Source organism: Ramlibacter sp. PS3R-8 (genome assembly GCF_037572435.1).
In the GTDB taxonomy this organism is placed as follows: domain Bacteria; phylum Pseudomonadota; class Gammaproteobacteria; order Burkholderiales; family Burkholderiaceae_C; genus Ramlibacter.
The window spans coordinates 339,566-364,535 of record NZ_JBBHGT010000002.1; the positions used below are offsets into that span (position 1 = coordinate 339,566).

Annotated in this window: 21 protein-coding genes and 2 tRNA genes; 14 read left to right on the forward strand and 9 right to left on the reverse strand. The window is 68.7% G+C overall.

The features are described from left to right. Window positions 1-179: 179 nt before the first annotated feature. Window positions 180-953 carry a thrombospondin type 3 repeat-containing protein gene (locus WG902_RS09550; RefSeq protein WP_340059796.1) on the forward strand — a complete coding sequence of 258 codons (774 nt, stop codon included), beginning with the start codon at window positions 180-182 and terminating at the stop codon, window positions 951-953. A 9-nt stretch (window positions 954-962) separates the two neighbouring features. Here the strand turns inward: WG902_RS09550 and WG902_RS09555 are convergent, their stop codons facing one another. Further along, window positions 963-1,781, reverse strand: coding sequence for a ZIP family metal transporter (locus WG902_RS09555; protein WP_340059797.1), 819 nt, complete (start codon window positions 1,779-1,781; stop codon window positions 963-965). An 18-nt stretch (window positions 1,782-1,799) separates the two neighbouring features. Here WG902_RS09555 and WG902_RS09560 point away from each other — a divergent pair, with 18 nt between their 5' ends. Then, window positions 1,800-2,036 carry a 4-oxalocrotonate tautomerase gene (locus WG902_RS09560; protein ID WP_340060184.1) on the forward strand — a complete coding sequence of 79 codons (237 nt, stop codon included), beginning with the start codon at window positions 1,800-1,802 and terminating at the stop codon, window positions 2,034-2,036. A gap of 137 nt (window positions 2,037-2,173) precedes the next feature. Here the strand turns inward: WG902_RS09560 and polA are convergent, their stop codons facing one another. Then, window positions 2,174-4,996, reverse strand: a complete 2,823-nt coding sequence (gene polA, locus WG902_RS09565; protein WP_340059798.1) for a DNA polymerase I — start codon at window positions 4,994-4,996, stop codon at window positions 2,174-2,176. Window positions 4,997-5,093: 97 nt separating this feature from the next. Between polA and WG902_RS09570 the strand changes: the two genes are divergently transcribed. The 4 genes from WG902_RS09570 to WG902_RS09585 are packed head-to-tail and all read left to right on the forward strand — an operon-like array spanning window position 5,094 to window position 7,971. Further along, window positions 5,094-5,402: a hypothetical protein gene (locus WG902_RS09570; protein ID WP_340059799.1), complete on the forward strand. Its 309-nt coding sequence runs from the start codon at window positions 5,094-5,096 to the stop codon at window positions 5,400-5,402. Between the two features lies 1 nt (window position 5,403). Next, window positions 5,404-6,375: a homoserine kinase gene (locus WG902_RS09575; RefSeq protein WP_340059800.1), complete on the forward strand. Its 972-nt coding sequence runs from the start codon at window positions 5,404-5,406 to the stop codon at window positions 6,373-6,375. Between the two features lie 43 nt (window positions 6,376-6,418). Beyond that, a complete protein-coding gene (locus tag WG902_RS09580; protein ID WP_340059801.1) occupies window positions 6,419-7,201 on the forward strand; it encodes a BPSS1780 family membrane protein in 783 nt (260 codons plus the stop codon). Beyond that, window positions 7,198-7,971, forward strand: a complete 774-nt coding sequence (locus tag WG902_RS09585; protein ID WP_340059802.1) for an iron dicitrate transport regulator FecR — start codon at window positions 7,198-7,200, stop codon at window positions 7,969-7,971. Before WG902_RS09580 ends, WG902_RS09585 begins: the two co-directional genes overlap by 4 nt. Here WG902_RS09585 and WG902_RS09590 read toward each other — a convergent pair. Then, entirely contained in the window at window positions 7,946-8,407 is a 462-nt protein-coding gene (locus tag WG902_RS09590) for a tetratricopeptide repeat protein (protein ID WP_340059803.1), read from the reverse strand. The genes WG902_RS09585 and WG902_RS09590 overlap by 26 nt on opposite strands. A gap of 238 nt (window positions 8,408-8,645) precedes the next feature. Between WG902_RS09590 and WG902_RS09595 the strand changes: the two genes are divergently transcribed. After that, window positions 8,646-9,017 carry a hypothetical protein gene (locus WG902_RS09595; RefSeq protein ID WP_340059804.1) on the forward strand — a complete coding sequence of 124 codons (372 nt, stop codon included), beginning with the start codon at window positions 8,646-8,648 and terminating at the stop codon, window positions 9,015-9,017. A gap of 55 nt (window positions 9,018-9,072) precedes the next feature. Here WG902_RS09595 and WG902_RS09600 read toward each other — a convergent pair whose 3' ends face one another. Beyond that, on the reverse strand, window positions 9,073-11,448 hold the full coding sequence (locus tag WG902_RS09600; RefSeq protein WP_340059805.1) for a UvrD-helicase domain-containing protein: 2,376 nt from the start codon (window positions 11,446-11,448) through the stop codon (window positions 9,073-9,075). Window positions 11,449-11,506: 58 nt separating this feature from the next. Between WG902_RS09600 and WG902_RS09605 the strand changes: the two genes are divergently transcribed. Together WG902_RS09605 and WG902_RS09610 are read left to right on the forward strand one after the other, a co-directional pair. Beyond that, the gene (locus WG902_RS09605) at window positions 11,507-12,175 is read left to right on the forward strand and encodes a hypothetical protein (protein WP_340059806.1); all 669 of its coding nucleotides are present in this window, start codon (window positions 11,507-11,509) and stop codon (window positions 12,173-12,175) included. 132 nt (window positions 12,176-12,307) lie between these two features. Continuing rightward, window positions 12,308-13,285: a GMP reductase gene (locus WG902_RS09610; RefSeq protein ID WP_340059807.1), complete on the forward strand. Its 978-nt coding sequence runs from the start codon at window positions 12,308-12,310 to the stop codon at window positions 13,283-13,285. Window positions 13,286-13,378: 93 nt separating this feature from the next. Here WG902_RS09610 and WG902_RS09615 read toward each other — a convergent pair whose 3' ends face one another. Further along, window positions 13,379-14,227, reverse strand: coding sequence for an alpha/beta hydrolase (locus WG902_RS09615; protein WP_340059808.1), 849 nt, complete (start codon window positions 14,225-14,227; stop codon window positions 13,379-13,381). Between the two features lie 116 nt (window positions 14,228-14,343). Here WG902_RS09615 and WG902_RS09620 point away from each other — a divergent pair, with 116 nt between their 5' ends. From WG902_RS09620 to WG902_RS09630, 3 genes are all read left to right on the forward strand, one after another. After that, window positions 14,344-15,225 (forward strand): phytanoyl-CoA dioxygenase family protein, encoded by an 882-nt coding sequence (locus tag WG902_RS09620; protein WP_340059809.1) that lies wholly within the window; start codon window positions 14,344-14,346, stop codon window positions 15,223-15,225. After that, window positions 15,226-16,584, forward strand: coding sequence for an NAD(P)H-dependent oxidoreductase (locus WG902_RS09625; RefSeq protein WP_340059811.1), 1,359 nt, complete (start codon window positions 15,226-15,228; stop codon window positions 16,582-16,584). 30 nt (window positions 16,585-16,614) lie between these two features. Continuing rightward, a tRNA-Ala gene (locus tag WG902_RS09630) sits at window positions 16,615-16,690 on the forward strand. A 55-nt stretch (window positions 16,691-16,745) separates the two neighbouring features. Here WG902_RS09630 and WG902_RS09635 read toward each other — a convergent pair. Then, window positions 16,746-17,594 carry an ice-binding family protein gene (locus WG902_RS09635; protein WP_340059812.1) on the reverse strand — a complete coding sequence of 283 codons (849 nt, stop codon included), beginning with the start codon at window positions 17,592-17,594 and terminating at the stop codon, window positions 16,746-16,748. Window positions 17,595-17,855: 261 nt separating this feature from the next. Between WG902_RS09635 and WG902_RS09640 the strand changes: the two genes are divergently transcribed. After that, on the forward strand, window positions 17,856-18,038 hold the full coding sequence (locus WG902_RS09640) for a CsbD family protein (protein ID WP_340059813.1): 183 nt from the start codon (window positions 17,856-17,858) through the stop codon (window positions 18,036-18,038). A gap of 39 nt (window positions 18,039-18,077) precedes the next feature. Here the strand turns inward: WG902_RS09640 and WG902_RS09645 are convergent, their stop codons facing one another. Continuing rightward, window positions 18,078-18,383, reverse strand: coding sequence for a high-potential iron-sulfur protein (locus tag WG902_RS09645; protein ID WP_340059814.1), 306 nt, complete (start codon window positions 18,381-18,383; stop codon window positions 18,078-18,080). Window positions 18,384-18,551: 168 nt separating this feature from the next. On the opposite strand from WG902_RS09645, the gene WG902_RS09650 reads away from it, so the two are divergent. Further along, window positions 18,552-18,627 (forward strand) — tRNA-Lys (locus tag WG902_RS09650). 105 nt (window positions 18,628-18,732) lie between these two features. On the opposite strand, the gene WG902_RS09655 is transcribed toward WG902_RS09650, so the two are convergent. Together WG902_RS09655 and WG902_RS09660 are read right to left on the reverse strand one after the other, a co-directional pair. After that, entirely contained in the window at window positions 18,733-19,782 is a 1,050-nt protein-coding gene (locus WG902_RS09655; RefSeq protein WP_340059815.1) for a hypothetical protein, read from the reverse strand. Window positions 19,783-19,812: 30 nt separating this feature from the next. Continuing rightward, window positions 19,813-24,966: a hypothetical protein gene (locus WG902_RS09660; protein WP_340059816.1), complete on the reverse strand. Its 5,154-nt coding sequence runs from the start codon at window positions 24,964-24,966 to the stop codon at window positions 19,813-19,815. Window positions 24,967-24,970: the final 4 nt, after the last annotated feature.

A 24,970-nucleotide genomic window follows, 5' to 3' on the forward strand; every position in this document is an offset into this window, starting at 1 on the left:
CGGTCACCACCCTGTCGGACAACGCCCGCACGCATGTAGGACTGCGCATGCATTGCGACACAGGCTCATGCAAGTTTGTTAAAAGGGAAGAGTTGGCCGAGCAGTCGGCGTCAACGGATACGGCGCGGCCAGCGTTTGAAGCTGGCAGGACGTCAGTTACTGTCAACAGGAGAAATCGAATGGCATCTAGAACTTGGATCCGGGGCGCTATCGCGACCGCGGCCTTCACGGCGCTGCTGTCCGCGCCAGCTTTCGCGCAGCGTGCGTCCGTCGTAGTGCAGATCGCGCCGCCCGCACCGCAGGTCGAGGTCATGCCCGCCGTTCCACGCGGCCAGGTATGGGTGCCGGGCCACTGGCGCTGGAATGGCTCGCAGCACGTCTGGATCAAGGGCCACATGTCCGCCCGCCGCTCCGGCTACGTCTACATGCCGGCGCAGTGGGTCAGCGTGAACGGGCGTTGGGAATACCGTGAAGGCACTTGGGTGCGTCCCGGCAACAACTGCCGCGACACCGATGGCGACGGCGTCTGCGATCGCCACGACAAGGACCGCGACGGCGACGGCGTGCGCAACTCGCAGGACGCGCGTCCCGGCAATCCCAATGTGGGCGCCCCCGTCTACGTGCAGGTCCCGCCGCCCCCGCCGCGCGCCGAGCCGGTCCCCGTCATGCGGGCTGGCCAGGTCTGGGTTCCGGGCCACTGGCGTTGGAATGGCCGCGAGCACGTGTGGATTGCCGGCAAGTACTCGGCGCGTCGCAGCGGCTACGTCTATGCCCCGGCGACCTGGGTGCAGGTGGGCGGACGCTGGGAATACCGTGAAGGCACCTGGACACGTCCTGGCAACACCTGCCGCGACTCCGACAACGACGGCGTTTGCGACCGCCATGACCGCGACCGCGATGGCGACGGCGTGCGCAACAGCCAGGACAACCGTCCCAACAATCCGAACCGCTGAGCGGTGAGGTCAGTGGGTGTGCGCGAGCACGCCCACTGCGCTGACCAGGGCAATGCCCACCAGCAACCAGGCGACCTGGGCGAGCGTTTCACGCGCGCCCAGGCGTTTTTGCAATTGGGGGATCAAATCCGCCAGTGCCACGTAGATGAAGCTGCTGCTGGCGACCACCAGGAAGTACGGCAGGTAGCCATCCAGCCGGTCCACCAGCCACCACCCCACCAGTCCCCCCAGCGGCGTCACCGCCCCCGCCAGCGACACCTTCAGCAGGGCCGCGCGACGGCTGCCGCTGGCCTGCCGCAGCACGGCCAGATCGCCGATGTGGTGCGGCACTTCGTGCGCGGCCACCGCCACCGCGGCCACCAGGCCGAGCCGCAGGTCGGCGACGAAGGCCGAGGCGATGAGGATGCCGTCGCCGAAGCAATGCACGCTGTCCCCGGTCAACACCGCCCAACCGCCCGACATGCGCGATTCATCATGCGCGTGCGCGTGCGCGTGCCCGTGGTCGTGTGCGTGGCCGTGATGGTGCTCGTGCCCGTGATGCCAGAGTTCGGCCTTGTCCAGCAGGAAGAAGAACACCAGGCCGACCAGCAGCGTGCCGAACAGCCCCTGGGCGTGGGCGCCGCTCTCCAGCGCTTCGGGCAACAGATGCATGAAGGCCGTGGCGAGCAAGGCCCCCGCCGCGAGGCTGAGGAGGTGCTGCCCGGCCGGCCCGCGGTCGGTCGCGCCCTCGGCCGGCATCAGGGCGCCCACGCGCATCAGGGCGGCGGCCAACCAGACGCTGCCGATGCCGGCAGCCAATGTTGCAAGGAGGATGGAGATCAGGGTCACGGGCGCGGCATCTTAGCAATCGCGCAGACTACGGGTTTCGACCCACCCCAAGGAGACCCCATGCCCACCATTCGCGTCGACCTCTTCGAAGGCCGCACCCCCGAGCAGAAACGCAACTTCGTCAAGGCCCTCACGCAGGCCTGCGTCGACACCTTGGGCAGCAAGCCCGAAGGGGTCGACGTGATCCTGTACGACGTCAAGCCGAGCGACTGGGCGACGGGGGGTCAGTTGTGGTCGGAGAAACCGAAGACCTGAATTCGGATACCGGACGCAGAAGTCGCAGAAACTACGCAGAAGACGCAGAAAAAACCAAAAAGGATTTGGAAGTCCTTTTGCGACTTCTGCGTAACTTCTGCGCCTTCTGCGTCCTGCCCCCGCTCCCGCATTCAACCTCAGTGCGCCACTTCCCAATTCAGGCCCACCCCGATCTCGGCAAGCAGCGGCACCCGCAGCTCGGCGACGCCGGCCATGATGCGCGGGATCTCCACCTTCAGCCAGTCCACTTCATCCTCCGGCACTTCGAACACCAGTTCGTCGTGCACCTGCATGATCATCTTCGTGCGGCGCTGCTGCGCGTCCAGCACCTGCTGCACCTTCACCATCGACAGCTTGATCAGGTCGGCCGCGGTGCCCTGCATCGGCGCGTTGATCGCCTGGCGTTCGGCGCTGCCGCGGCGCGGCCCGTTCGGTGAGTTGATCTCGGGCAGGTACAGCCGGCGGCCGAACACCGTCTCCACATAGCCGCGGGCCTTGGCCGACAGCCGTGTCTCGTCCATGTACTGCTTGACGCCCGGATAGCGCTGGAAGTAGCGGTCGATGTAGGTCTTGGCCGCGGAGGTTTCGATGCCCAGGTTGCGCGCCAGGCCGAAGCTGCTCATGCCGTAGATCAGGCCGAAGTTGATGACCTTGGCGTAGCGGCGCTGCTCGCTCGAGACTTCGTCGACGCCGACGCCGAACACCTCGGACGCGGTGGCGCGGTGCACGTCGATGTCCTCGCGAAAGGCGCGTAGCAACGCTTCGTCCTCCGAGATGTGCGCCATGATGCGCAGCTCGATCTGGCTGTAGTCCGCGCTCGCGATGCGCGAGCCTGGCGGTGCGATGAAGGCCTCGCGGATGCGCCGGCCCTCGGTTGTGCGCACCGGGATGTTCTGCAGGTTGGGGTCGTTGCTGGAAAGCCGGCCCGTCACCGCGACGGCCTGCGCGTAGTGCGTGTGCACCCGCCCCGTGACCGGATGCACCATCTGCGGCAGCTTGTCGGTGTAGGTGCCCTTCAACTTCGACAGGCCGCGGTGCTCGAGGATCTTCGCCGGCAGCGGGTAGTCCTCGGCCAGTTTCTCCAGCACCTCCTCGTCGGTGCTCGGCGCGCCGCTCGCGGTCTTCTTGACCACCGGCAGGCCGAGCTTGGTGAAGAAGATCTCGCCGATCTGCTTGGGGCTGCCCAGGTTGAAGGGCTGGCCGGCCAGCTCGTGCGCCTCGCGTTCGAGCTGCATGATGCGCTGGCCGAGCTCATGGCTTTGTTGCTGCAGCAGCTGCGCATCGACCATCACGCCGTTGCGCTCGATCCGGTACAGCACCTCGCTGGACTCCATCTCCAGGTCGTAGATGAAGCGCAGCCTGGTGTCGCGTTCCAGCTTGGGCCACAGCGCCAGGTGGACGTCGATGGTCTGGTCGGAGTCCTCGCAGGAATATTCGGCGGCCTTGTCGATCGGCACCTGGTTGAAGCCGATGTGCTTGGCGCCGCTGCCGGCGATGGTCTCGTAGTCGATGCCGGTGCGCCCGAGGTGCCGCTCGGCCAGGCTGGCCAGGCCGTGCGGCTTGTGCACTTCCAGCACGTAGCTTTCCAGCATGGTGTCGTGCTGGTAGCCGCGCACCTCGATGCCGTGGTTGGCGAAGACGTGGCGGTCGTACTTGATGTGCTGGCCCAGCTTCTTCTTGTCCGGGTTTTCGAGCCAGGTCTTCAGGCGCGCCAGCACCTCGTCGCGCGGCAGCTGGTCGGGCGCGCCCTGGTAGTCGTGCGTCATCGGGACGTAGCACGCGAGGCCGGGCTCCGGACTGAAGGACAGGCCCACGATGGTGGCCAGCATCTCGTCGAGCGAATCGGTCTCGGTGTCCACCGCCACCAGCGATGCGGCCTCGATGCGTTGCAGCCACGTCTCGAACGCATCCCATGTGAAGATGGTCTCGTAGTGCAGCGTGGTGGCTTGCGACAGGCCGGAGAGGTCCGGCTCGTCGAAGAGGCCGGGCGTGGGAGACGGCCGCGCCTTCTCCCTTTTCTTGTATTCCTCCAGCAGCTCGGGCGGCACGGCGTGCTCCTCCAGCTGCTTGACCAGTCCCTTGAAGCCGTGGCGCTCGTAGAACTCCTTGAGCTTGTCGACGTCCTGCCCGCCGATGACGATGTCCTCCAGCGCCGGGAAGCCGGGGATGTGGTCCTTCAGGTCGCAGTCGGTGCGGATGGTCAGCAGCTGGCGGCCTTTCGGCAGCCAGTCCAGCGCCTTGCGCAGGTTATCGCCGACGGCGCCCTTGACCTCGTGCGCACGGGCCACGAGCGCGTCGAGCGAGCCGAACTCCTTGAGCAGCTTGACGGCGGTCTTGGGGCCGACCTTGTCGACGCCGGGCACGTTGTCGATGGAGTCGCCCACCAGCGTCTGGTAGTCCACCATCAGGCGCGGCGGCACGCCGAACTCGACTTCCACGCCCGCCATGTCGCGGCGGCGGTCGTTCATGGTGTCGATCACCGTGACGTGCTCGTTGACCAGCTGCGACATGTCCTTGTCGCCGCTGGAAATGATGGTGACCATGCCGGCCTGCGTGCCCATGCAGGCCAGCGTGCCGATCACGTCGTCGGCCTCCACGCCGGGCACGTTGAGCACTTTCCATCCGAGCAGGCGCACCACCTCGTGGATCGCCGGAATCTGCGCGCGCAGGTCGTCGGGCATCGCGGAGCGGGTCGCCTTGTATTCGGGGTACAGCTCGTCGCGGAAGGTGCCGCCGGGCGCGTCGAACACGCAGGCGGCATAGTCGGCGCGGATGTCACGCCGCAGCTTCTGCATCATGTTGATCATCCCGCGGATGGCTCCGGTGGCCGGGCTCGCGGGATCGCCGGGAACCGCGCGCAGGTCGGGCATGGCATGGAAGGCGCGGTACAGGTAGCTGGAGCCGTCGACCAGCAGCAGCACCTTGGGTTCGGGTTGGGGGACTTGGTCCGTCTCGCTCATGCGGTCATTGTGCCCGCTGGTCGGGCGGTATCGACCTGCAGGCCGGCGGTGGGCGCGCAGCCGAACGCCGGTGGTGCCCCGGCCTACAATCGAACCCATGAGACTCGCCCTCGTCCCGCTCCTGCTGGCGGCCGCCAGCGCCTCCGCGCAGGCTCCGCTGGAGCGCCAGCCTGCCGGCGACCCGCGCCAGAACCAGAAGGTGGAGCACATCCGGGTCGAGGACAACGCCAACCGCATCGACGAGGTGCGCGTGGGCGGGCAGACGCAGAGCGTGACGGTGCAGCCCAAGGCCGGCGCGCCGGCCTACGAGCTGCAGCCGGACGACCTGGCCCGCAGCCGGCCCTCGGAGAGCCGCGAAGGTTTCTCCGGCCGCAAGAAGCGGGTCTGGAACGTGCTCGCCTTCTGACATGGCCGTCTTCACCGAAGTCTCGGACGACGAGGCGCGGGTGCTGTTGCGCGGGCTGAACCTGGGCGAGCTGCGCGAGTTGCGCGGCATCCAGAGCGGCATCGAGAACACCAACTACTTCGTCACCACGCAGGACGTGCTGGGCACGAAGGAGTTCGTGCTCACGCTGTTCGAGCGCCTCACCTTCGAGCAGTTGCCGTTCTACCTGCACCTGATGAAGCACCTGGCGCAGCACGGCATCCCCGTGCCCGACCCGGCGGCGGACGCCAACGGGGACATCCTCCACACCGTCCTGGGCAAGCCCGCCGCGGTGGTGAACAAGCTGGAGGGCAAGCACGAGCTCGCGCCCGGGCCGGAGCACTGCGCCCAGGTCGGCGCGATGCTCGCGCGCATGCACCTCGCCGGCCGGGACTTCCAGCGCCGCCAGCCCAACCTGCGCGGACTGGCGTGGTGGAACGAGACCGTGCCGGTGGTGCTGCCCTTCGTCACGCCGGAACAGGCCGCCCTGCTGCGCAGCGAGCTGGCCTTCCAGAACCACGTGGCCGCCAGCTCCGCGTCGGCCGCGCTGCCGCGCGGACCGGTGCACGCGGACCTGTTCCGCGACAACGCGATGTTCCAGGACGGGCAGCTCACCGGCTTCTTCGATTTCTATTTCGCGGGCGTCGATGCCTGGCTGTTCGACATCGCCGTGTGCCTGAACGACTGGGCGATCGACCTGGCCACCGGCGCGCACGACGCCCAGCGCGCGCGCGCCTTCGTCGCCGCGTATGCCGACGTGCGGCCTCTGGGTGCCGCCGAACGGCAGATGCTGCCGGCGATGCTGCGCGCCGGGGCGCTGCGCTTCTGGATCTCCAGGCTGTGGGACTTCCACCTCCCGCGCGAGGCATCGCTGCTGAAGGCCCACGATCCCACCCATTTCGAGCGGGTGCTGCGCCAGCGCATTGCGCATCCTGTCACGGCTGCCAGCCTGTGACGCCGGGCGGCGGCGCGCCTGCTTGCGTTAAATTGACCCCGTCGTGAAACTGAACATCGTTCCCGCGCGTACTGGAATCCTATGGGTCAAGCTCGGCATCCAGACATTCCTGAAGCAGCCCCTGGCATTGACCGGGCTGTTCTTCATGTACATGGCCGCCGTGCTGGTGCTGTCGCAGGTGCCGCTGGTGGGGCCGATCCTCGGCGCCATGCTGGTGCCGGCGGCGACCCTGGGTCTGATGGCCGCGACGTCCGAAGCGGCGAGCGGCCGCTTCCCGATGCCCACCGTCCTGATCAGCGCCTTTCGCGCCGGCAGGCAGCGCGCCCGCGCCATGCTGATGCTGGGCGTGATCTACACCGCGGGCTCGCTGGTCGCTTCGCTGCTCGGGGCCATGCTGGTGAGCGAGCCGGCGGCCGCCGCGGCATCGGACACGCCGCAGCTCGATCCGCGCATGCTGGTCGTGCTGCTGCTGCATTCGCCGCTGATCGTGCTGTTCTGGCACGCGCCCGCGCTGGTGCACTGGCACGGCGTGTCGCCGATCAAGAGCCTGTTCTTCAGCGCGGTCGCGGTGTTCCGCAACTTCGGCGCCCTCCTCCTCTACGGATTCGCCTGGCTCACCGTCTTCATGGGGATCGGGTTCGTCTTCAGCACGATCGGCATGCTGCTCGGTGGCGTGGCGGTCGCCCGCAGCGTGATGATGCCCACCGTGCTGCTGCTCGTGGCGATGTTCTCGACCTCGCTGTATTTCACCTTCCGCGACAGCTTCCAGGCTGACGAAGACGCAGCCCCGCCACCGACCGCACCACCAGGAGAGGACACACCATGAGCGATCACATCCTGTCAGGCCGAACCGAGGACGAAGTCCTGTGGTTCCGCCGCCGCAGCTTCCTGCAGGCCGCGGCCGGCTGGACGGCCATGGGCGGATTCGGGGCGGCCCTGGCGCAGCAACGCGGCAACGTCCTGGAACTGGGGGGCGACGTGCTCGTGAACGGCCAGGCGCTGCGGATCGGACAGACCATCCAGACCGGCGACCGCATCGAAACGGGGCCGGGCTCGCACCTGGTCTTCGTGGTCGGCACGGCGGCCATGCAGGTGCGCCAGAACAGCCGCATCCAGGTGGAACGCGGCGCCACGATCAACACGGTCAGCGTGCTGCGGCTGCTCACCGGCGCCGTGGTCAGCGTGTTCGGCCGCGGCACGTCGCGCCAGATCGTCACGCCCACGCTCACCGCGGGCATCCGCGGCACGGGCGTCTACACCGAGGTGTTCCCCGACCAGGCCAACCGCAGCTACTTCTGCAACTGCTATGGCGTGGTCGACATGGCCGCGGGCGGCGATCGCGCGGAGTCCCGCTCGGTCTACCACCAGTCCTTCTGGGGCGAGGCGGAGCCGAAGAACGGCCGCTACCTGACGCCCGCCAGGGCGATCAACCACACCGACGAGGAAGTGGAGCACCTGGCGCAGTTGATCGACCAGCGCACGGCATGGCAGATCGCCGGCCGCACGGGGGTGAAGGACGGAAACGGCTACATGGAAGAGCGGCCGCCGGAGGCGCACCCCGCGCAGGCTCCTAGCGCTTCGCCTTCCACTCGCTGATCGACTTCGCGAGGTCCTGGTACTCCTCGCAGCCCCGGCCGCCGCAGATCTGCTCCAGCTTCACCAGGTGGGTCTCCGCCTCGGCGGGCTTGCCTTGCATCAGGTAGGCCTCGCCGATGTATTCGTGCGCACCCTTGTGGTTCGGGTTGATCTTGAGCGCCATCTCGTAATGTTCGAACGATTTGGCCAGGTCAGGATTGGCGCGCTTGCGGTAGCTGTAGCCCAGGAGGTTGTGGGCGTCGGCGTCCTGCGGGGTCTCCTTCACGGCCGCCTGCAATTCGCGCACCGCCACGTTCCAGTCCTTGCCGGCGATCGCCTGGCGCGCCTTCTCCACCCGATCCACCTTGGCTGCAGCCGCCGGCGCCGGCGACGGGGTGTCGGCGGCCTGGACGGCCGCTGAAAGCGCGAAGATGGCAAGGAATACGCGAACTTTCATGGGTTTTCTCCGAAGCGTTGCGGCCACCACACGCCCGAACGGGCTTTGCCGGAACATACGCAATCCACCTATACCACGGCTGTAAGATATTGTTACACTGGTCCATCGCAAGAACCCGAGATTGGGGTTGAAGTCCATGAAGCTCTGGTCCAATAGCAAGCCGCAGTTCCCCGACACGGAACCGCTTTCCCAGCCGATGCACCCCGCTGGGGACACCTTCGATTTGCCGACGGTTCCCATGCCTCTGGAACCCGTGGCCGACGTGCCCGCGCCCAAGGCATTCAAATCACTGGACGACCTTGGCTCGCTGTCGCTGGCTCCCGTCGAAGTGACGCTGTACGAGGCGCTGGCCGAAATCCGCAAGGACAACCGCATCAGCCCCCAGCCCACCCGCTGGCTGGAGTTCTACCGCCTGCTCGGCGAACAGGGTGACGGCTCCGCGCTGCCGCCCGCACCCCTGACCGGCTCGGCCTGGGCTTCGACCCCATCGCTGGCCAAGCGCATGTGCTTCCGCGAGCAGGTGGAATGGGCCGATGCCCACGGCTGCCTGGCGCCCGCTTTCGAATTCATCAAGGCCCTGCCGGAAACGGACTGGAACTACCTGTCGTAGGCCGGCGGTGAACGCGAAGCCGAACCCCGGTGACCTGTCCTAGGCCGCACCCGGCTCACGGGACCGGCGTGAGCTTGGCGACGGACAGCGCCAGCCACTTCTGGCCGTGCCGCGGGAAATTGATCTGCGCCCGCGCGTCCTGTCCCGACCCCTCCAGCGTCAGCACCGTCCCCTCGCCGAACTTGGCGTGAAAGACCTGCATCCCCGGCCGCAACCCGTGCTCGGGCGCCGCCTTCTGCACCGGCACCTGCGGACTGGCGAAGGTTTCGCTGCGGCCGTAGCCGCCGCCTGCAGCACCGCCGCGTGAAGTGGGATAGCCCATGCCATAGCCGAAGGCGGAGCCGCCGAAGTTCTGGTTCTTCGGCGTGAGCCACTTCAGCGCGTGCTCGGGCAGTTCGTCGAAGAAGCGGCTCTTGACGTTGTAGCGCGTCTGCCCGTGCAGCAGCCGCGTCTGCGAATAGCTGAGGTACAGGCGCTTGCGCGCGCGCGTGATCGCCACGTACATCAGGCGGCGCTCTTCCTCCAGGCCTTCGTAGTCCGCCAGCGAGCGCTCGCTGGGAAACAGGCCCTCTTCCAGCCCCGTCACGAAGACGCAGTCGAACTCCAGTCCCTTGGCCGCGTGCACCGTCATCAGTTGCACGGCGTCCTGCCCAGCCTGCGCCTGGTTGTCGCCGGATTCGAGCGCGGCGTGCGTCAGGAAAGCGGCCAGCGGCGACAGCGTCTCGCCAGTCTCCGCGTCGGGCGGCACGTAGTCCGGCGCGGGCTCGTTCTCTTCCGGCAGGCTCGGGTCCAGGCCCTGGCTCGCCGGCGACTGGCGCAGCAGCGTCGAGCCGAGTTCGTCGATGGGCAGGGCCACCGCGTCGCGCCCGAAGCCTTCCTGCGTGACGAAGCTCTCGGCCGCGTTGACCAGTTCTTCCAGGTTCTCGATGCGGTCGCCGCCGTCGCGCTCGGCCTTGTAGTGGTCAATCAGGCCGCTGCGATGCAGCATCACCTCGATGATCTCGCGCAGCGTCAGGCCTTCGGTCTCCTTGCGCATGGCGTCGATCTTCTGCACGAAGGCCGCCAGGTTGGCGCCGGCCTTGCCGGTGGTCGCATGCACCGCGTCGTGCAGGGACGAGCCGGACGCACGCGCGGCGTCCTGCAACTGCTCGACGCTGCGCGCGCCGATGCCGCGCGCCGGGAAGTTCACCACGCGGATGAAGCTGGTGTCGTCGCTCGGGTTCTCCAGCAGGCGCAGGTAGGACAGCGCGTGCTTGATCTCGGCGCGCTCGAAAAAGCGCAGCCCGCCGTACACGCGGTAGGGCACGGCGGCGTTGAACAGCGACGTCTCGATCACGCGGCTTTGCGCGTTGCTGCGATAGAGCACGGCGATCTCGTGGCGCGGCGTGTCCTCGCGCACCAGCTGGCGGATCTCCTCCACCATCCACTGCGCCTCCGCCATGTCGGTCGGCGCTTCGTAGATGCGCACGGGCTCGCCGGCGCCCTGGTCGGTGCGCAGGTTCTTGCCCAGGCGCGTCTTGTTGTGCGCGATCAGCGCGTTGGCCGAATCCAGGATGTTGCTGAAGCTGCGGTAGTTCTGCTCCAGCTTGATCTGGTGCCGCACGCTGAACTCGCGCACGAAGTCCGCCATGTTGCCCACGCGCGCGCCGCGAAAGGCGTAGATGCTCTGGTCGTCGTCGCCCACCGCGAACACCGAACTGGCCTCGCCCGCGAACATCTTCAGCCACGCATACTGCAGCTTGTTGGTGTCCTGGAATTCGTCCACCAGGATGTGGTGGAAACGGCGCCGGTAATGCTCGCGGATCGGGTCGTTGTCGCGCAGCAATTCATAGCTGCGCAACATCAGCTCGGCGAAGTCCACCACGCCCTCGCGCTGGCACTGCTCGTCGTACAGCTGGTAGATCTCCACCTTGCGGCGGTCCTCCTCGGTGCGCACCTCCACCATGTTCGCGCGCAAGCCCTCCTCCTTGCAGCCGGCGATGAACCACTGCAGTTCCTTGGCGGGAAAGCGCTCGTCGTCCACGTTGTGCTGCTTCATCAGGCGCTTGACGGCGGAGAGCTGGTCCTGCGTGTCGAGGATCTGGAAGGCCGGCGGCAGGCCGGCCAGCTTGTAGTGCGCGCGCAGGAAGCGGTTGCACAGGCCGTGGAAGGTGCCGATCCACATGCCGCGGACATTGACGGGCAGCATGGCCTGCAGCCGCACCATCATCTCCTTGGCGGCCTTGTTGGTGAAGGTGACGGCCAGCACGTTGCCGGGACCGATCTGGCCGGTGGACAGCAGCCAGGCGACGCGGGTGGTGAGCACGCGCGTCTTGCCCGAGCCGGCGCCGGCAAGGATGAGGGAGTGTTCCGGAGGCAGGGTGACGGCGGCCCGCTGCTCCGGGTTGAGATGGGCGAGCAGCGGAGACTCGGCGGCGACTTCTGGGAACATGTGCCATTGTAGGAAGCCCGGTGGGAACCTCCGTGTCCGGGCCATGATCCCAACCGCTGTGCCACTCCACACCGCCCTCGCCCTGCTCTTCCTGGCTTTGCCGCTGGCCGCCCAAGCGCTCTGCACCAGCGACGGCGTCGCCGCGCCTGCCGGGGTGCTGGAGCGCTTCATCAATGCGGATTGCGCCGGCTGCTGGCAGGACCCCGCGACGGCGACGCCCGCCTCGGCCGACACGCTGGTGCTCGACTGGGTCGTCCCCGGCAGCATGGGGGACGACGCGCCGCTCTCGGCCGTGGCGAGCAACGACGCGATCGAGCGGCTGCGCATGCTGGGTCGGCGGGTCCCCGTGCGCAGCGAAACCGTCCCCCTGCGGCGCCATGGGGCCGGCATGGCGCTGCGGCTGGCGCAAGGGGCCGCGTTCAACGACTACGTCGCCGCTTCCATCGAACTGACCTCACCCGGCCGCAGTCCGTGGGGCGCCTGGCTCCTGCTGGTCGAGAAACTGCCCGCGGGCACGGACGGCAGCCCGGTGGCGCGCAACCTGGTGCGCAATGTGTTTCGTCCGGACTGGGGGCAGGTCCAGGGGGGGACGCCAGGCCGGCTGGCGGAGACCCGGGCGCTGCAGATCCATGAGGGCGCCCGGCCGGAGCGCCTGAGGCTGGTGGCCCTGCTGCAGGATGCACGCGGCCGTATCAGGGCTATCAGCCAGACCGAATGTTCCGAGTGAGGCAGCAGGCTTAGAATCAATCACCGGGCCCAAGCATTTGTGGCCCGGTTCGCGTTTCCGGGGTGTCCCGGCCGGTTCCGGGCCCACAGTCCAAGCGTCCACCTGTTCTGCAACAGACCTCCGGAGCCTGGAATGGAAATCTTCGATTACGACAAAGTGCTGCTGCTGCCGCGCAAATGCCGCGTGGAAAGCCGCTCGGAATGCGACCCGTCGCTGGAGTTCGGCGGCCGCCGCTTCAAGCTGCCGATCGTGCCCGCGAACATGAAGACCGTGCTGGACGAGAAAGTCTCGCTCTGGCTGGCGAAGAACGGCTACTTCTACGTGATGCACCGCTTCGACCTGGACAACGTCAAGTTCGTGCGGCGCATGAAGGAAGCGGGCGCATTCGCCTCCATCTCCCTGGGCGTGAAGCAGGCCGACTACGAGACGGTGGACAAGCTCGCCGCCGAGGGCCTGGTGCCGGACTACGTGACGATCGACATCGCGCACGGCCACGCCGACACGGTGAAGAACATGATCGCGCACCTGAAGGCGAAGCTGCCCGATGCGTTCGTGATCGCGGGCAATGTCGGCACGCCGGAAGCGATCATCGACCTGGAGAACTGGGGCGCCGACGCCACCAAGGTCGGCATCGGCCCGGGCAAGGTCTGCATCACGCGCATGAAGACGGGCTTCGGCACCGGTGGCTGGCAGTTGTCGGCGTTGAAGTGGTGTGCCCGCGTGGCGACCAAGCCGATCATCGCGGACGGCGGCATCCGCGAGCATGGCGACATCGCCAAGAGCATCCGCTTCGGCGCGACGATGGTGATGATCGGCTCCATGCTGGCCGGCCACGAGGAGTCGCCGGGCGCCACCGTGGAAGTGGATGGCCGCCTGTTCAAGGAGTACTACGGCAGCGCGTCCGACTTCAACAAGGGCGAGTACAAGCACGTCGAGGGCAAGCGCATCCTGGAGCCGGTGAAGGGCAAGCTGTCGGAGACGCTGCGCGAGATGCAGGAAGATCTGCAGAGCTCGATCAGCTATGCCGGCGGCACCAAGCTGGCGGACATCCGCAAGGTGAACTACGTGATCCTCGGCGGGGACAATGCCGGGGAACATTTGTTGATGTGATGGCGGAACGTCGGGGTGCGGCTTCGCGCGCAACCCGACCTACGGGGGCCTCTTCGTAGGGCGGGTTTCGCGACAGCGAACCCCGCCGTGACCTCAAGCCCGCAGCAGATCCAGCGCCAGCTGCTGCAGCCTGTGGCTCGGCTCCACCAGCGCATCCAGCACGCTGAAGTGGTTCAGCCCCGGCAGCGCCTCGCACACCGGCACCCGCCGCGGGCCCCACGCATCCTGGATCATCCGGTTCTGCCGGTGGTATTCCGCGCTCTCGTCGTCACCGATCACCGAATACAACGTGCCGTGCTTGGGCGCCGGCAGCCGCGCGGGACTGGCCTGGGCCACCTGCTCCGGCGTGAGTTTCAGCGTCGGCTGCAGGAAGGTCGTGCGCATGATCGGATCCAGGTCGTGCAGGCCGGAGATCGCCAGCGCGCTGCGCACCACGTCGCGCGGCAGCCCTGCATCGAGCTGCGGCCACAGGCAGGCCAGCGTCATCGCGGCAAGCTGGCCGCCCGCCGAATGTCCGCACACGGTGATGCGCCGCGGGTCGCCGCCGAAGCGCGCGATATGGCGCCACGTCCAGGCCACGGAGCGCGCCATCTGCAGCGCGATGTGCGGCACCGTGACGGCCGGGCACAAGTCGTAGTTGGGGATGACGACGCAGGCGCCGTGGCGGGTGAAGGCCGGCGCGATGAACGAGTGGTCGCGCTTGTCGAGTGCGCGCCAATAGCCCCCATGGATGAACACGAGCACTGGAGCATGGGCATGCGCTGCGGGGAAGACGTCGAGTCGCTCGCCCGGCTCCGTGCCATACGCGATATCCAGTTCGCAGGGGCTCGTGCGGCGAGCGGCCTCCGAGTCCTGCGCCCAGCGGGCGAAGAACTCCGGATGCGCCGGGACCAGCTCCCGGTTGTTGTACATGCTGTCGTACCAGCGTCCGTCTCGCTCCATGCCAAGTCTCCACCCTGTTTGCTACATCCTGTCACAACTTGTCAGGGATGCATGGAGCTCGTCAGGTTGGCCTAAACCGTGTTGGGAACACAGAATACGGCGCATAGGAGACCGGCATGAAACTGACACCGCAACAGATCGAACACTTCGATCGCGAGGGATACCTCTTCTTCCCCAGCCTGTTCTCGCCCGAGGAGACGCGCACGCTCACCGAGGCGGTGCCGCCGCTGTACGCGCGCCGCGAAGCCTTCAACGTGCGCGAGAAAGGCAGCGACGCCGTGCGGACCAACTTCGCCGCGCATCTGTACAGCGAACCCTTCGCGCGCCTGGCGCGCCACCCGCGCATGGTGGAGCCGGTCATGGAGCTCTTCGACGAAGAGGTCTACATGCACCAGTTCAAGATCAACGGAAAAATGGCATTCGAGGGCGACGTCTGGCAATGGCACCAGGACTACGGCACCTGGCTGAACGACGACATGATGCCGACCGAGCGCGCGATGAACGTGGCGATCTTCCTGGACGACGTCAACGAGTACAACGGCCCTCTGATGTTCATCCCCGGCAGCCACAAGAAAGGCGTGGTGCAGGCCAGGCACGACCTCACCACCACCAGCTATCCGCTGTGGACCGTCGACAACGAGCTGATCGCCACGCTGGTCGACCGCGCCGGCGGCAAGAACGGGGGCATCGTCAGCCCCAAGGGCCCGGCGGGCTCGATGATCCTGTTCCACAGTTGCCTGGTGCACGCATCCACCAGCAACCTGTCGCCGTGGAATCGCGTCAGCGTGTACCTGTCGCTGTGCGCCGTCTCCAACCACATCCGCCGGTTCAAGCGACCCGAGTTCATCGCGCACCGCGACTTCGCGCCGATCGCATGTCTGCCGGACGATTGCCTCACCAAGCCGTATCCGGTGGACCTGCCGTGGAAGAACGGCATGCCGGCGAGCGCGCTGGCGACCTCGCCCGAACCCATTGATCAAATCAGAAGGGCGGCCTGAATGTCCCTGCATGCACAACTGCAACGCCGAGCCGCTGAAGGCAAGCCGATCCGCGTGGGCCTGATCGGCGCCGGCAAGTTCGGCTCGATGTACCTCGCGCAGGTGCCGCGCACGCCCGGCGTGCACCTGGCCGCCATTGCCGACCTCTCGCCCGACGCCGCACGCGCCAACCTGGAGCGCGTGGGCTGGAAGGCGGAACGCACGCAGGCTTCGTCGATCGACGAAGCGCTGAAAACCGGCGCGACGCACATCGGGGCGGACTGGCAGGCGCTGGTGCGCCACCCGGCGATCGACGTGGTGGTGGAGTGCACCGGCCACCCGATCGCCGCGGTGGACCACTGCCTGGAAGCTTTCGCCCACGGCAAGCACGTGGTGAACGTGACGGTGGAGGCGGATGCGTTCTGCGGCCCGCTGCTGGCGCGCCGCGCGGAGCAAGCCGGCGTCGTTTACTCGCTCGCGTTCGGCGACCAGCCGGCGCTGATCTGCGACCTGGTGGACTGGGCGCGCACCTGCGGCTTCCCCGTCGTTGCGGCCGGCCGCGGCCACAAGTGGCTGCCGCACTTCAGCGAATCCACCCCCGAGACCGTCTGGGGAAACTACGGCCTGACGCCGGAACAGGCCAGGCGCGGCGGCCTCAACCCGAAGATGTTCAACAGCTTCCTGGACGGCTCCAAGCCCTCCATCGAATGCACCGCGGTCGCCAACGCCACCGGACTGCACGTGCCGTCGAACGGCCTGCTCTATCCGCCGGCCAGCGTCGAGGACATCCCTTTCGTCACGCGTCCCATCAGTGAAGGCGGGGTGCTGGAACGCAAGGGCATGGTGGAAGTGATCTCGTCACTCGAAGCCAACGGACGCCAGATCCCCTACGACATTCGCATGGGCGTGTGGGTGACGGTGGAAGCCGAGACGGAGTACGTCAAGAACTGCTTCGAGGAATACAACGCGCACACCGACCCCAGCGGCCGCTACTTCACGCTGTACAAGCGCTGGCACCTGATCGGCCTGGAAGTGGGCGTGTCCGTGGCCAGCGTCGCACTGCGCGGCGAGGCGACCGGCGTGGCCACTTGCTGGAACGCGGACGTGGTGGCGACGGCCAAGCGCGACCTGGCGGTGGGCGAAATGCTGGACGGCGAAGGCGGCTACACGGTGTGGGGCAAGCTGCTGCCGGCGGAGGCCTCCGTGCGCATGGGTGGCCTGCCACTGGGACTGGCGCACGACGTCAAGGTCGTGCGGCCGGTGAAGAAGGGACAGAGCCTGAGCTGGAGCGACGTGGCCATGGACACCAGCACCCGCGCATACCAGCTGCGGCGCGAGATGGAGGCGCAGTTCGCGCAGCCGCTGCTGAAGGTGGCGTGAAGCGGCCTTTGCTACAATCGTGATCGTCGTGGGGGGGTAGCTCAGCTGGGAGAGCGTCGCGTTCGCAATGCGAAGGTCGGGAGTTCGATCCTCCTCCTCTCCACCACAACATCAAAAAAAGGCCTTGTTCCCAAGGCCTTTTTTCTTTGGTGCGTGGCGCCCTACCTCTTGTTGCCGCCCTTGCGGCCAGGGTTGCCCGGCACGCCGCCGGCTTCGTCATTGGATCCGAACGGCGAAATGCGGCCCTGGTTCGAGTTGCCCGGATCGCAGCCCTCGGGTCCGTTGCCGACGCCCTGGTTGCACTTGCCGCGCACCGTCCCCGGGCCGCTGGTTCCCCTGCAGCCGTTGACGGTGACATCCGTCAAGGTGACTGCAGCCTTGGACAAGGCATTCCCGTTGAAGGTCACCGTCGAGTTCTCGGAAACACCGGTCACCGTGATGGCAGCGCCCGCGAGGATGTTTCCATGGAAACCCGACGTCGTCAGCGTTGCTGCTTGCGCAACCCACCAGGACACGTTGCAGGACTGCGCACCGTTGATCAAGTTCACGGCGAGGTTCGTGCCGGTCAATGCACCTGTGCCGCCGGTTCCGATCTTGAAGATCCAGACCGCGTTGGCATCGCCCTGGGCGTCGAGCGTCAAGGTCATGGCGTTGAACGTCACCGCTGCCGGGCTGCAATAGACACCCGGCACGAGCGTGAGATCGGTCTCCGAGTAGACGGAATTCAACGTTGCGGTGCAGGGAATGCCGGCGTACTGGTCGTAGGCAGCGTTGAAGTCGGTCGATACCTGGGTGGAGACCGGCGCGACGATCGCTCCGTTGATCGTGCAGCTGGTCTGTGTCACCGAGGCCGGGAGACCCGAAGAGCCCACATCCCCGGTGATGGTGGAATTGGTGCAGGTCACGGCGCCGGTGCCGCCGAACGCAGCACTCAGCACCGAGAAAGTCGATGCGGCGCCGAGCGCCGGCGCGCCCGCCGCCCCTGCCGCAGTGCTGCCGAGCAGCGCCACTCCTGCCAGCAGGCAGGAGGACAAGTACCTCTGAAAATCGTTCATGCTGTTTCCTTTGCAAGTTCGCGGGGGTATCGGGGGGCAGTGCTGTCCGGCGCCGGCGGCGCTGTGGGAGGCTCACCCATACTAGTCCCGCAGAGCCGTCGCCGTAAAGCACGCCACCGTACAGACAAGCGTGGGCCAGTGCATATTCTTCAGCCAGGTGATGTGCGGTACGCCCCCTCGGTCCGATCCGTCCATTGCCATGCCAAGGAGATTTCGATGAACAAGGATCAAGTGAAGGGCGCGCTGAACGATGCCGCCGGCAAGGTGCAGGAGCAGGCGGGCAAGGCCGTCGGCAGCCGCAAACAGCAGGTCAAAGGCATCGCCAGGCAGGCCACCGGAACGGTTCAGAAGGCCTACGGCGACGTCAAGCAAGCGCTCGACGAGCCGAAGAAGTCGTGAGACGGGGCGCGTTGTTGCGCCGATTGCGTCGACGCAGCTTCAGGCCTTCTTCGCCCACGCACTGCACCACCCGGGCGCGGCCACCAGCTTGCCGGCGAACAGCGGACAGGCTCCGGCCTTGTCGCCTTTCGGCTGGTAGAGCGCGCAGTTGGCGCAGTTCTGGCCGGCCGCGTATTTCGGAAACTTCTTGACGTCGGCCCGCTTGGCGTCGGCCACGTAGCCGAGCGCCACGGCTTGCGGCTCCTTCTCATCGACCATGGCCTGTGCGCGTGCGCCGGTGGCGAGCGCTGCGCCGGAGGCGGCCAGGGTCATGAGGAAGACGCGGCGCGGAAGGGGTGCATTCATCGGGATCTCCTTGGCGGGGGGTGAGGCGGGCATCCAGTTCTAGGCAGGAAAACAGTGCTACGCGCCCCCGGAATGCTGGACGCCGAAGACGAAATGTTGCTGTGATAAACTTCAACATGTTGTCGCGGGCGACGCCGGCCGTCGCTTCACAGCTCAGTTTCCTGCAGTGGGTTCTTAGCTCAGTTGGTAGAGCAGCGGACTCTTAATCCGTAGGTCGTAGGTTCGAATCCTACAGGACCCACCACCTTCCTCGATGGGACGAGCCTATCGGCTCCATGTGGTCCGCCGGTCTCGGCGGTTCTCAAGTCACGGCCACTCGCCCCATTCCATCCCATCGAACGCGCCCCCCTCAGGCCGCTTGCCTTGGCACGGCCACCAGCTCCCCCTCGGCCGCATAGGCGCGGCAATCGATCCCCAGGTCAGCCAGGACCCCTGCGTCGACGGCTGCTTCTTGCACCGACGGGTAAACCACGCGCACCGCACGCACGGGGCGCCCTCGGCCGTCCTGCGCCTGGCTGCGCAACTCGTGCAGGGATTGCAGCTCGCCGAGCGACAAACCGCCGTCGCCAACGCTCGCGGCAAATTCAACCAGCGCTTCCTGGTCGTCACGGCCGACGAAGTGGAGGTGTTGGTGCGCCGCATTCAGCCAGCGGGCGTTCCATTCGGCCGGCACGGCGCGGTGCCAGTCGGTTTCGCCCGCCGGCGCGGCCTTGGCCAGGCGCAGCTGGTGGTCGGCGACGGCGGCGGCCCAATCCGGCTCGCTGACCGCGGCGTGCGCGCGCGTGAGCAGCCAGCTGCCCGCCAGGTCCCTGCGCTCCTCCCAGGCCGCCAGGAAGGCCGCCGCGGCCGGGCCGTAGACGTCTTCGACTTCGGCCGCGTCGGTCATCCAGGCGTGGCGCAGTCGCGCCAGCGGCGGTGAGGGAATGAAGCTGGCACTGCCGTCCGGTTCGCGGGCGATCTCGGCCAGCTCTGCCGGCAGCGTGGGCAGCAACGCGGCCAGCAGCGCTTGCGCTTGCGCCAGCCAGTCGCGCGCGTCCGCTTGCGCGCGCGCGCCATCGGCGCCCGGACGATCCCACTGGCAGCGCAGCACCAGCCGTTGCGCGTGCCGGGCGGCGACCACCGGCAGCAGCACGCCTTCCCTGGTCACTTGCACCGAGAGGAAGTGATCGAGACCGTTCAGCTCGCCCGCCAGCGCGTGGGTGAGCGCGTCGGCGCCGCTGCCCTGCGGGCCGCCGGGACCACCGAGGGACCACGCACCCATGCCGCTGCCAGCGGCGGCAGCGAGGGCAGCGCCGACCACCGGCATGGGCGTGGCGACCGGGCATTCGACCAGCAGGCGCAGCGCCTGCGGCAGCGGCGCGGCAGGGGGGACACCTTCAGCAGAAGCAGTGGATTTCATCGGCAGGACACCATCGGGCCTCAGCAAACATCATCGCCGCACCGGCGCAGTATGCGCGGAGAACACGAGCGCACCGCTGGCATCGTAATGGGCGACATGGATCCCGCCGCGCGCGCGCCCGAGCAGCGGCGCAACCAGCGCATCGGCTTCCATCTGGATCAGCGCTCGCTGCGCATCGGCAGGGGTGGAGAACACGTAGACCAGTCCGTTCAAGTCCTCGGCGGCCGGCGCGGTGGGCGAGCGGCGCAGGCCCCGGCGCGGTGCGGTGGTGCGCGCGTAGTCCTGCGCCTGGGCGAGGCTGAAGGCGCCGGCACCGGTCTTGTCCTCGACCGCATACCGGCCTCGCGGCAGTGTGCCGTGGCCGGCGGCCACGTCGACCAGGTCATCGGCGGTGCGGCGGCCGGAACTGCCGAAGCCGGGAAAGTCGAAGGTCGGAGAGACAGGATCGCCTGCAGCGTCCAGCACGCGGGTGACGCTCGATCCCTCGGCCGCCCACAGCCGCTGGCGGAACGCGGTGAACAGCTCGCCGCGAGTGCGGTTGTCGGGCGCCGCCTCGAGGATCTGGTGCAGCACCTCGATGCGCCGACGCCCGGTGGGGATGGAGGCGACGAACTGCGCCACCTCCTCACGCAGCGCACCGCGAAAGCTGCTCAGCGCGCTGTCGGTCATGCCGCCGGGCGCGCGCGGCAGCGCGCCCACGGCCCGCAGTGCGGAAGGCGCGCGGTCCATGCGCTGCGCCACCTCTTCGACGAAGTCGGCCCAGACCAGCAGCAGGCCGGCGTCGGCTTCGTTCATGGCGCCGCTTTCCACGAGGCTGCGCAGGTGGTTGCGGAACGGCGTGCCCCGCAGCGCGGCGCGTGCGTCGGCGAGCGCCGCGCCGCCGAGGCGGCCGGCGGAGACGTCGGCGCGCAGCCGCGCCAGCCGGTCCTGCTCGGCGCGCCACAGGATCTCGGCATCGGCCCGCAGGTCCTCGTGCGAGCGCCAGCCGGCGCGGCCCTGGGCGATCCTGCCGTCGGGCCCCACGGTCAGGTGCGGCAGGTCGCGCCCCACCGCCCCCTCAGGAGGCCGCTGGATCCGGAAGATGCGGCCGTCGCGCTCGTGCAGCACGTAGCCGGCGCGGCGCAGGTCGCGTTGCACGCTGACGGCGCTGGCCGAACGGCCTTCGAAGCGATCCAGCGTGGCGCGCTGCGCCGCCGTCAGTTCCGCCGCCACCTCGCCCGGCGTGACGGTGGCGTAGAACTGCGGCGGCGTCGGCGTATCCAGCCGCAGCGCGCGCAGGTCGATGCCGTCGGGCCGCTCCAGCGCCGTCTCCAGCTGGCGGATGCGGCGGTTCAGGTCGAACAGCGCCTCTTCGGCGGCCAGCCACTCGCTCTCGGCCAGCGCATCGCCGCTGCGCGCGCGCCCTTCCACCCGCGCCAGGATGCGGCGCTGGGCGTCGGCCTCCACGATCAGCGATTCGCGCGCCAGGCGCACCCGCTCCGCGGCGGCCATGCCGCGCCAGGCTTCGTCGGTGACACCGGCCACCTCCGCCATGCGGGCCCGCATCACCGGGTCGCCGTGCCATTGCAGCAGGTGCTCGATCTCCTCGCGCACCGCGGAAGGCGGCGAGCCGCGCCGCACGTAGACGTGCGGCTCGCCGCCCTCGAAGCGCACCACCGCGTGGGCGCGCGGATCGGTGGCGTGGCGAAGGAACTCGGCCTCGTCGACTTCGGTGATGCGGGAGGCAAAGCGGCTGGCGTCGACCTCGCCGACGTCGAGCGCGGCGCGCACGATGTGCATGCGCCGCATCGCCGACTCCAGCGCTGCGACATCGGCCGCGGCCAGGCCGCGCACGCCGCGCAACGCCGCCTGCGCGCCGTCGATGTCGCCGGCACGGGCCAGCCGGTTGGCCGCGGCGATCGCCTCCAGCGTCTCGGTGCTCAGGCGGTCGGCGTTGGCGATGCCGGCTTGCTGCAGCAGTCGGCCGAGCTCCTGCGCTTCGCTCGCGCCCAGGCTGCCCATCACACGCCGCACCGCCAGCCCGATCGCGCCGCCGATCAGCCCGCCGCCGGCGCCGAAAGCGGCGCCGCGTCCGATCGCCGCCAGCAGCGAGGCGAAGGCGCTGGCCACGCCGCGGTTCCACGTGCTCTCGTCGATGGCGGTCTGGAACAGCTCGCCGCTGGCGCCGCCGATCGCCCCGTCGATGATGCTTTCGGCCAGCAGGGCTCCGGCCCCGCCAGTGGCCGCTCGCACCGAATTGCCGCTGGCGATCCGGACTGCCTGGCCCGCCGGGCGGGCGAGCGCGGCGCCGTGCACGATGCGCGCGGCGAGCGCGGCGCTCGCCACCGCCACCGCGCCTTCCACCGCGCCGGTGGCAACGTCCGTCAGCACGTCGCCGGTCGAAGATTCGCCGCGGATCGCATAGCCGGTCACGCCGGCCGCCGCCGCACCGGCAAAGCTCGCCAGCGCGCCCACCGCCACCGGTCCCAGCGTGCCGCCGCTGGCCACCGTCACCACGATGGCGCCGGCCACCGCCGCCGCCATCATCGCCGCGCTGGAAGCGAACGAGCGATTGCCGGGCGCGAACACGTCGATGGCGTTCATCGCACGGTAGTACAGGTCGGCCAGCTGTGCCAGCTCGCCCTGGCTGACGCCGCCCTCGCGCACCCGGCCGTACAGCATGCGGAATTCGGTGACGGCCTGGTCGACGGTCGTGCCTTCCCAGGCCCAGGCATCGCGGATGGTCGAGCCGGCCGTGCGCAGCGCACCCACGCGGTCTTCCAGCCGGAAGTGCATGAAGTCCGCCTCCGAGGTAGGCGTCTGCGGCCCGTCCGTGGTTGCGAGGGCGACCTCGCCGAAGGCGGCGTTGCGCAGCGCCTCGTCCATCGCCGGGTCGTCGATCGCGTCGATGGCCGAGAGCAGCGCCTCGTAGTGGTCGGCCATCCGCAGGTCCTCGGGCGTGAAGCTTTCCTCCGGATTCGCGGCGCGGCGCCGCGCCACCACCATGCCGCGCCGCAGTTCGGCCTGCGCGCCGGGATCGTGGTTGATGACCTGGATGTAGGCGCGCGGATCCGCGATCACGATGGTGGGGCGGCCGCCCCGGACCGTCAGCCGCAGCGCGTCCTGCCGCAGCAGTTCGTCGGCCTCCCCGGCCAGCGCGCGGCTCAGGTCGCCGCCGGCCACCCAGTCGGTGGAAAGTCCGTGGCGCAGGCGTGCCACATACGCGGTCATGCGCGGATGGGCGGCCAGCCGCGTGCGCCGCTCCTCGCTCATGCGCGACAGCGCGGTCCACACCGCCACCCGGTCACCGGCGGTAAAGCGCTGCTCGATGTCGTAGGCGGTGAGCAGCGCCTGCATGTCGCGCCCCACATCGGTGTCGGCGAGCTCCGGGTTGTCTTCGTAGATCGCCGCGCAGAGCACTTCGAGCTGCGCAGGCGGGGGACTGGTTCCGAGCACCTGCGTGACCTTGGCCTGGTACCAGAGCGACTGCGCAACCTCTAGCCGGCGTGCGGCGGGGATGTTGCGCATCCATGCCAGCAGCTCCTCGAAACTCGTGACGCGGTTGACGGTGAGCTCGGCGATCCCGTGCGGCGGCAGGCCCAGCGCCCCCAGGGTTTCGGCTCCGGCCTCGGGCGAGGCGAAGTACAGCGCCTGCACCAGGCCTGCTTCGTGCAGTTGTCGTTCGAGCGCCGTCACTTCGGCATTGAGCGCGGCCAGGCCGTCCGGCGTGAGGCTTGCGGGCGGGAGGTCGACGCGGGAGCGCGCGCGGGCGATCAGTGCGCCGGCCCGGCCGGCGGCGTGGCGCAGCATCACGGGCGAAATGTCGCCGCTGCCCGTCGCCGCCGCGCGCAGCGCGCGCTCGAGGGCCAGCGCGTCGCCGGGTTCGGCGGCAATGCTGCGCAGCGTATCGATCGCACCGCCAAGGTTGGGCCAGCGGCTGCGGCCGTTGAGCATCGGCAACAGCAGCGCGCGCTGGGCGGCGTTCAGGTCGGCCAGTGCGAGATAGGCATCGCGCGGCCGATCATTTGTCTCCGCCAATTCGATGCGCGAGAACGCGTAGCGCACGCGCTGCTGCACCAGCGGATCGACCGCGCCGGGCGCCGCAGCCGGCAGCGGCCGCCGGGCGCGGGCGCGCTCCGCCTTGGTCAGCAGAAGCTGGGTGGCGCGGTACTGCTCGTCGTCGTCGAGCGCGGCGGCCAGCGCGGCGGTCACCTCGGTCCAGCTCGCGCGTGCGGGCGGCACCCCCGGCGTCTCTGCGGCCGGCTCGCCGGGCGCAACCGGAAGCGCGGCCGGCACGCCCAGCGCCACGGCCAGCAGCGAGGCGTGGGCCACGTCTTCTTCGACCATGCGCAGCACGTCGTCATCCGGCCAGCGGTCCAGCGCGTCGAAGATGCCGCGCTCGTCGTCCCAGATGCGGCCGGTGTGGGTCTGGATCAGCTCGGCCAGCGTGAGCTGCGCGCCCAGGTAGGCGCGTGCCGCGCCCCATTCGCTGCCGCCCAGCTTCTCGCGCAGGTCGCGGAAGAAGCTTGCGCCGTAGTCACGTCGCAGCTGCGCCATGCGCTCCGGCGGCGTGGCGTTCTCGCGCAGGATGGCGAGCACCCGCCAGGGTTCGAAGGGAAGCAGGACGCTCGGAAACAGCGCGGCACGCAGCTCGCGGGCGCCGCGTGGCGGGTCGTCGTACAGCCAGCCGCCGTCGCTGCTGCCGGCCACGTGCAGCGGCGTGCCCAGGGGCTGGCGCGCGGCGGCGGCGGCTTCGCTTTCCAGCGCCTCGCGGCCACTCGTCGCGGCGCCGCCCGCGCCGCGGCGCGCCTGCGCCACATGCGTCAGTTCATGCACCAGCACCGAGGTGGGCGGGCGCGCATCGCGGAACTGCAGCGTGTCCAGGTTGGCGGCCGCGCGTGCAGTGCTGCGCCCGCCGGGCGCGCTCACGCCGAGGTCAACGCGCAGGCTGCTGGTCAAGTCGGCACCGAACATCTGCTCGATCTGCGGTGCTGGCGGCAGTGCGGCCGGCCAGCCACCGGCGAAGGCCGGCGCGCCTCTGCCGGAAAGGGAACGCTGCACCTCCTGGTTGCCTGCGCTCGTCATCGGCGTCGCCCTGCTCGTCGGCGCGTTGATGCTGGAGGCACCCAGGTGCACAGGCTGCGGCGTCCGCGCCGCAGCCGCGCGTGGCGCGGCGCCCGCCGGCTGCTTGCCGCCTTCAGCCATGCGA

What these genes read in the sequence shown, in the direction of transcription:
- WG902_RS09550 (WP_340059796.1), top strand. Translation starts at nt 180, where the DNA reads ATGGCATCTAGAACTTGGATCCGGGGCGCTATCGCGACCGCGGCCTTC.
- polA (WP_340059798.1), bottom strand. Translation starts at nt 4,996, where the DNA reads ATGAGCGAGACGGACCAAGTCCCCCAACCCGAACCCAAGGTGCTGCTG.
- WG902_RS09570 (WP_340059799.1), top strand. Translation starts at nt 5,094, where the DNA reads ATGAGACTCGCCCTCGTCCCGCTCCTGCTGGCGGCCGCCAGCGCCTCC.
- WG902_RS09575 (WP_340059800.1), top strand. Translation starts at nt 5,404, where the DNA reads ATGGCCGTCTTCACCGAAGTCTCGGACGACGAGGCGCGGGTGCTGTTG.
- WG902_RS09585 (WP_340059802.1), top strand. Translation starts at nt 7,198, where the DNA reads ATGAGCGATCACATCCTGTCAGGCCGAACCGAGGACGAAGTCCTGTGG.
- WG902_RS09590 (WP_340059803.1), bottom strand. Translation starts at nt 8,407, where the DNA reads ATGAAAGTTCGCGTATTCCTTGCCATCTTCGCGCTTTCAGCGGCCGTC.
- WG902_RS09595 (WP_340059804.1), top strand. Translation starts at nt 8,646, where the DNA reads ATGCCTCTGGAACCCGTGGCCGACGTGCCCGCGCCCAAGGCATTCAAA.
- WG902_RS09600 (WP_340059805.1), bottom strand. Translation starts at nt 11,448, where the DNA reads ATGTTCCCAGAAGTCGCCGCCGAGTCTCCGCTGCTCGCCCATCTCAAC.
- WG902_RS09610 (WP_340059807.1), top strand. Translation starts at nt 12,308, where the DNA reads ATGGAAATCTTCGATTACGACAAAGTGCTGCTGCTGCCGCGCAAATGC.
- WG902_RS09615 (WP_340059808.1), bottom strand. Translation starts at nt 14,227, where the DNA reads ATGGAGCGAGACGGACGCTGGTACGACAGCATGTACAACAACCGGGAG.
- WG902_RS09620 (WP_340059809.1), top strand. Translation starts at nt 14,344, where the DNA reads ATGAAACTGACACCGCAACAGATCGAACACTTCGATCGCGAGGGATAC.
- WG902_RS09625 (WP_340059811.1), top strand. Translation starts at nt 15,226, where the DNA reads ATGTCCCTGCATGCACAACTGCAACGCCGAGCCGCTGAAGGCAAGCCG.
- WG902_RS09640 (WP_340059813.1), top strand. Translation starts at nt 17,856, where the DNA reads ATGAACAAGGATCAAGTGAAGGGCGCGCTGAACGATGCCGCCGGCAAG.
- WG902_RS09645 (WP_340059814.1), bottom strand. Translation starts at nt 18,383, where the DNA reads ATGAATGCACCCCTTCCGCGCCGCGTCTTCCTCATGACCCTGGCCGCC.
- WG902_RS09655 (WP_340059815.1), bottom strand. Translation starts at nt 19,782, where the DNA reads ATGAAATCCACTGCTTCTGCTGAAGGTGTCCCCCCTGCCGCGCCGCTG.
- WG902_RS09660 (WP_340059816.1), bottom strand. Translation starts at nt 24,966, where the DNA reads ATGGCTGAAGGCGGCAAGCAGCCGGCGGGCGCCGCGCCACGCGCGGCT.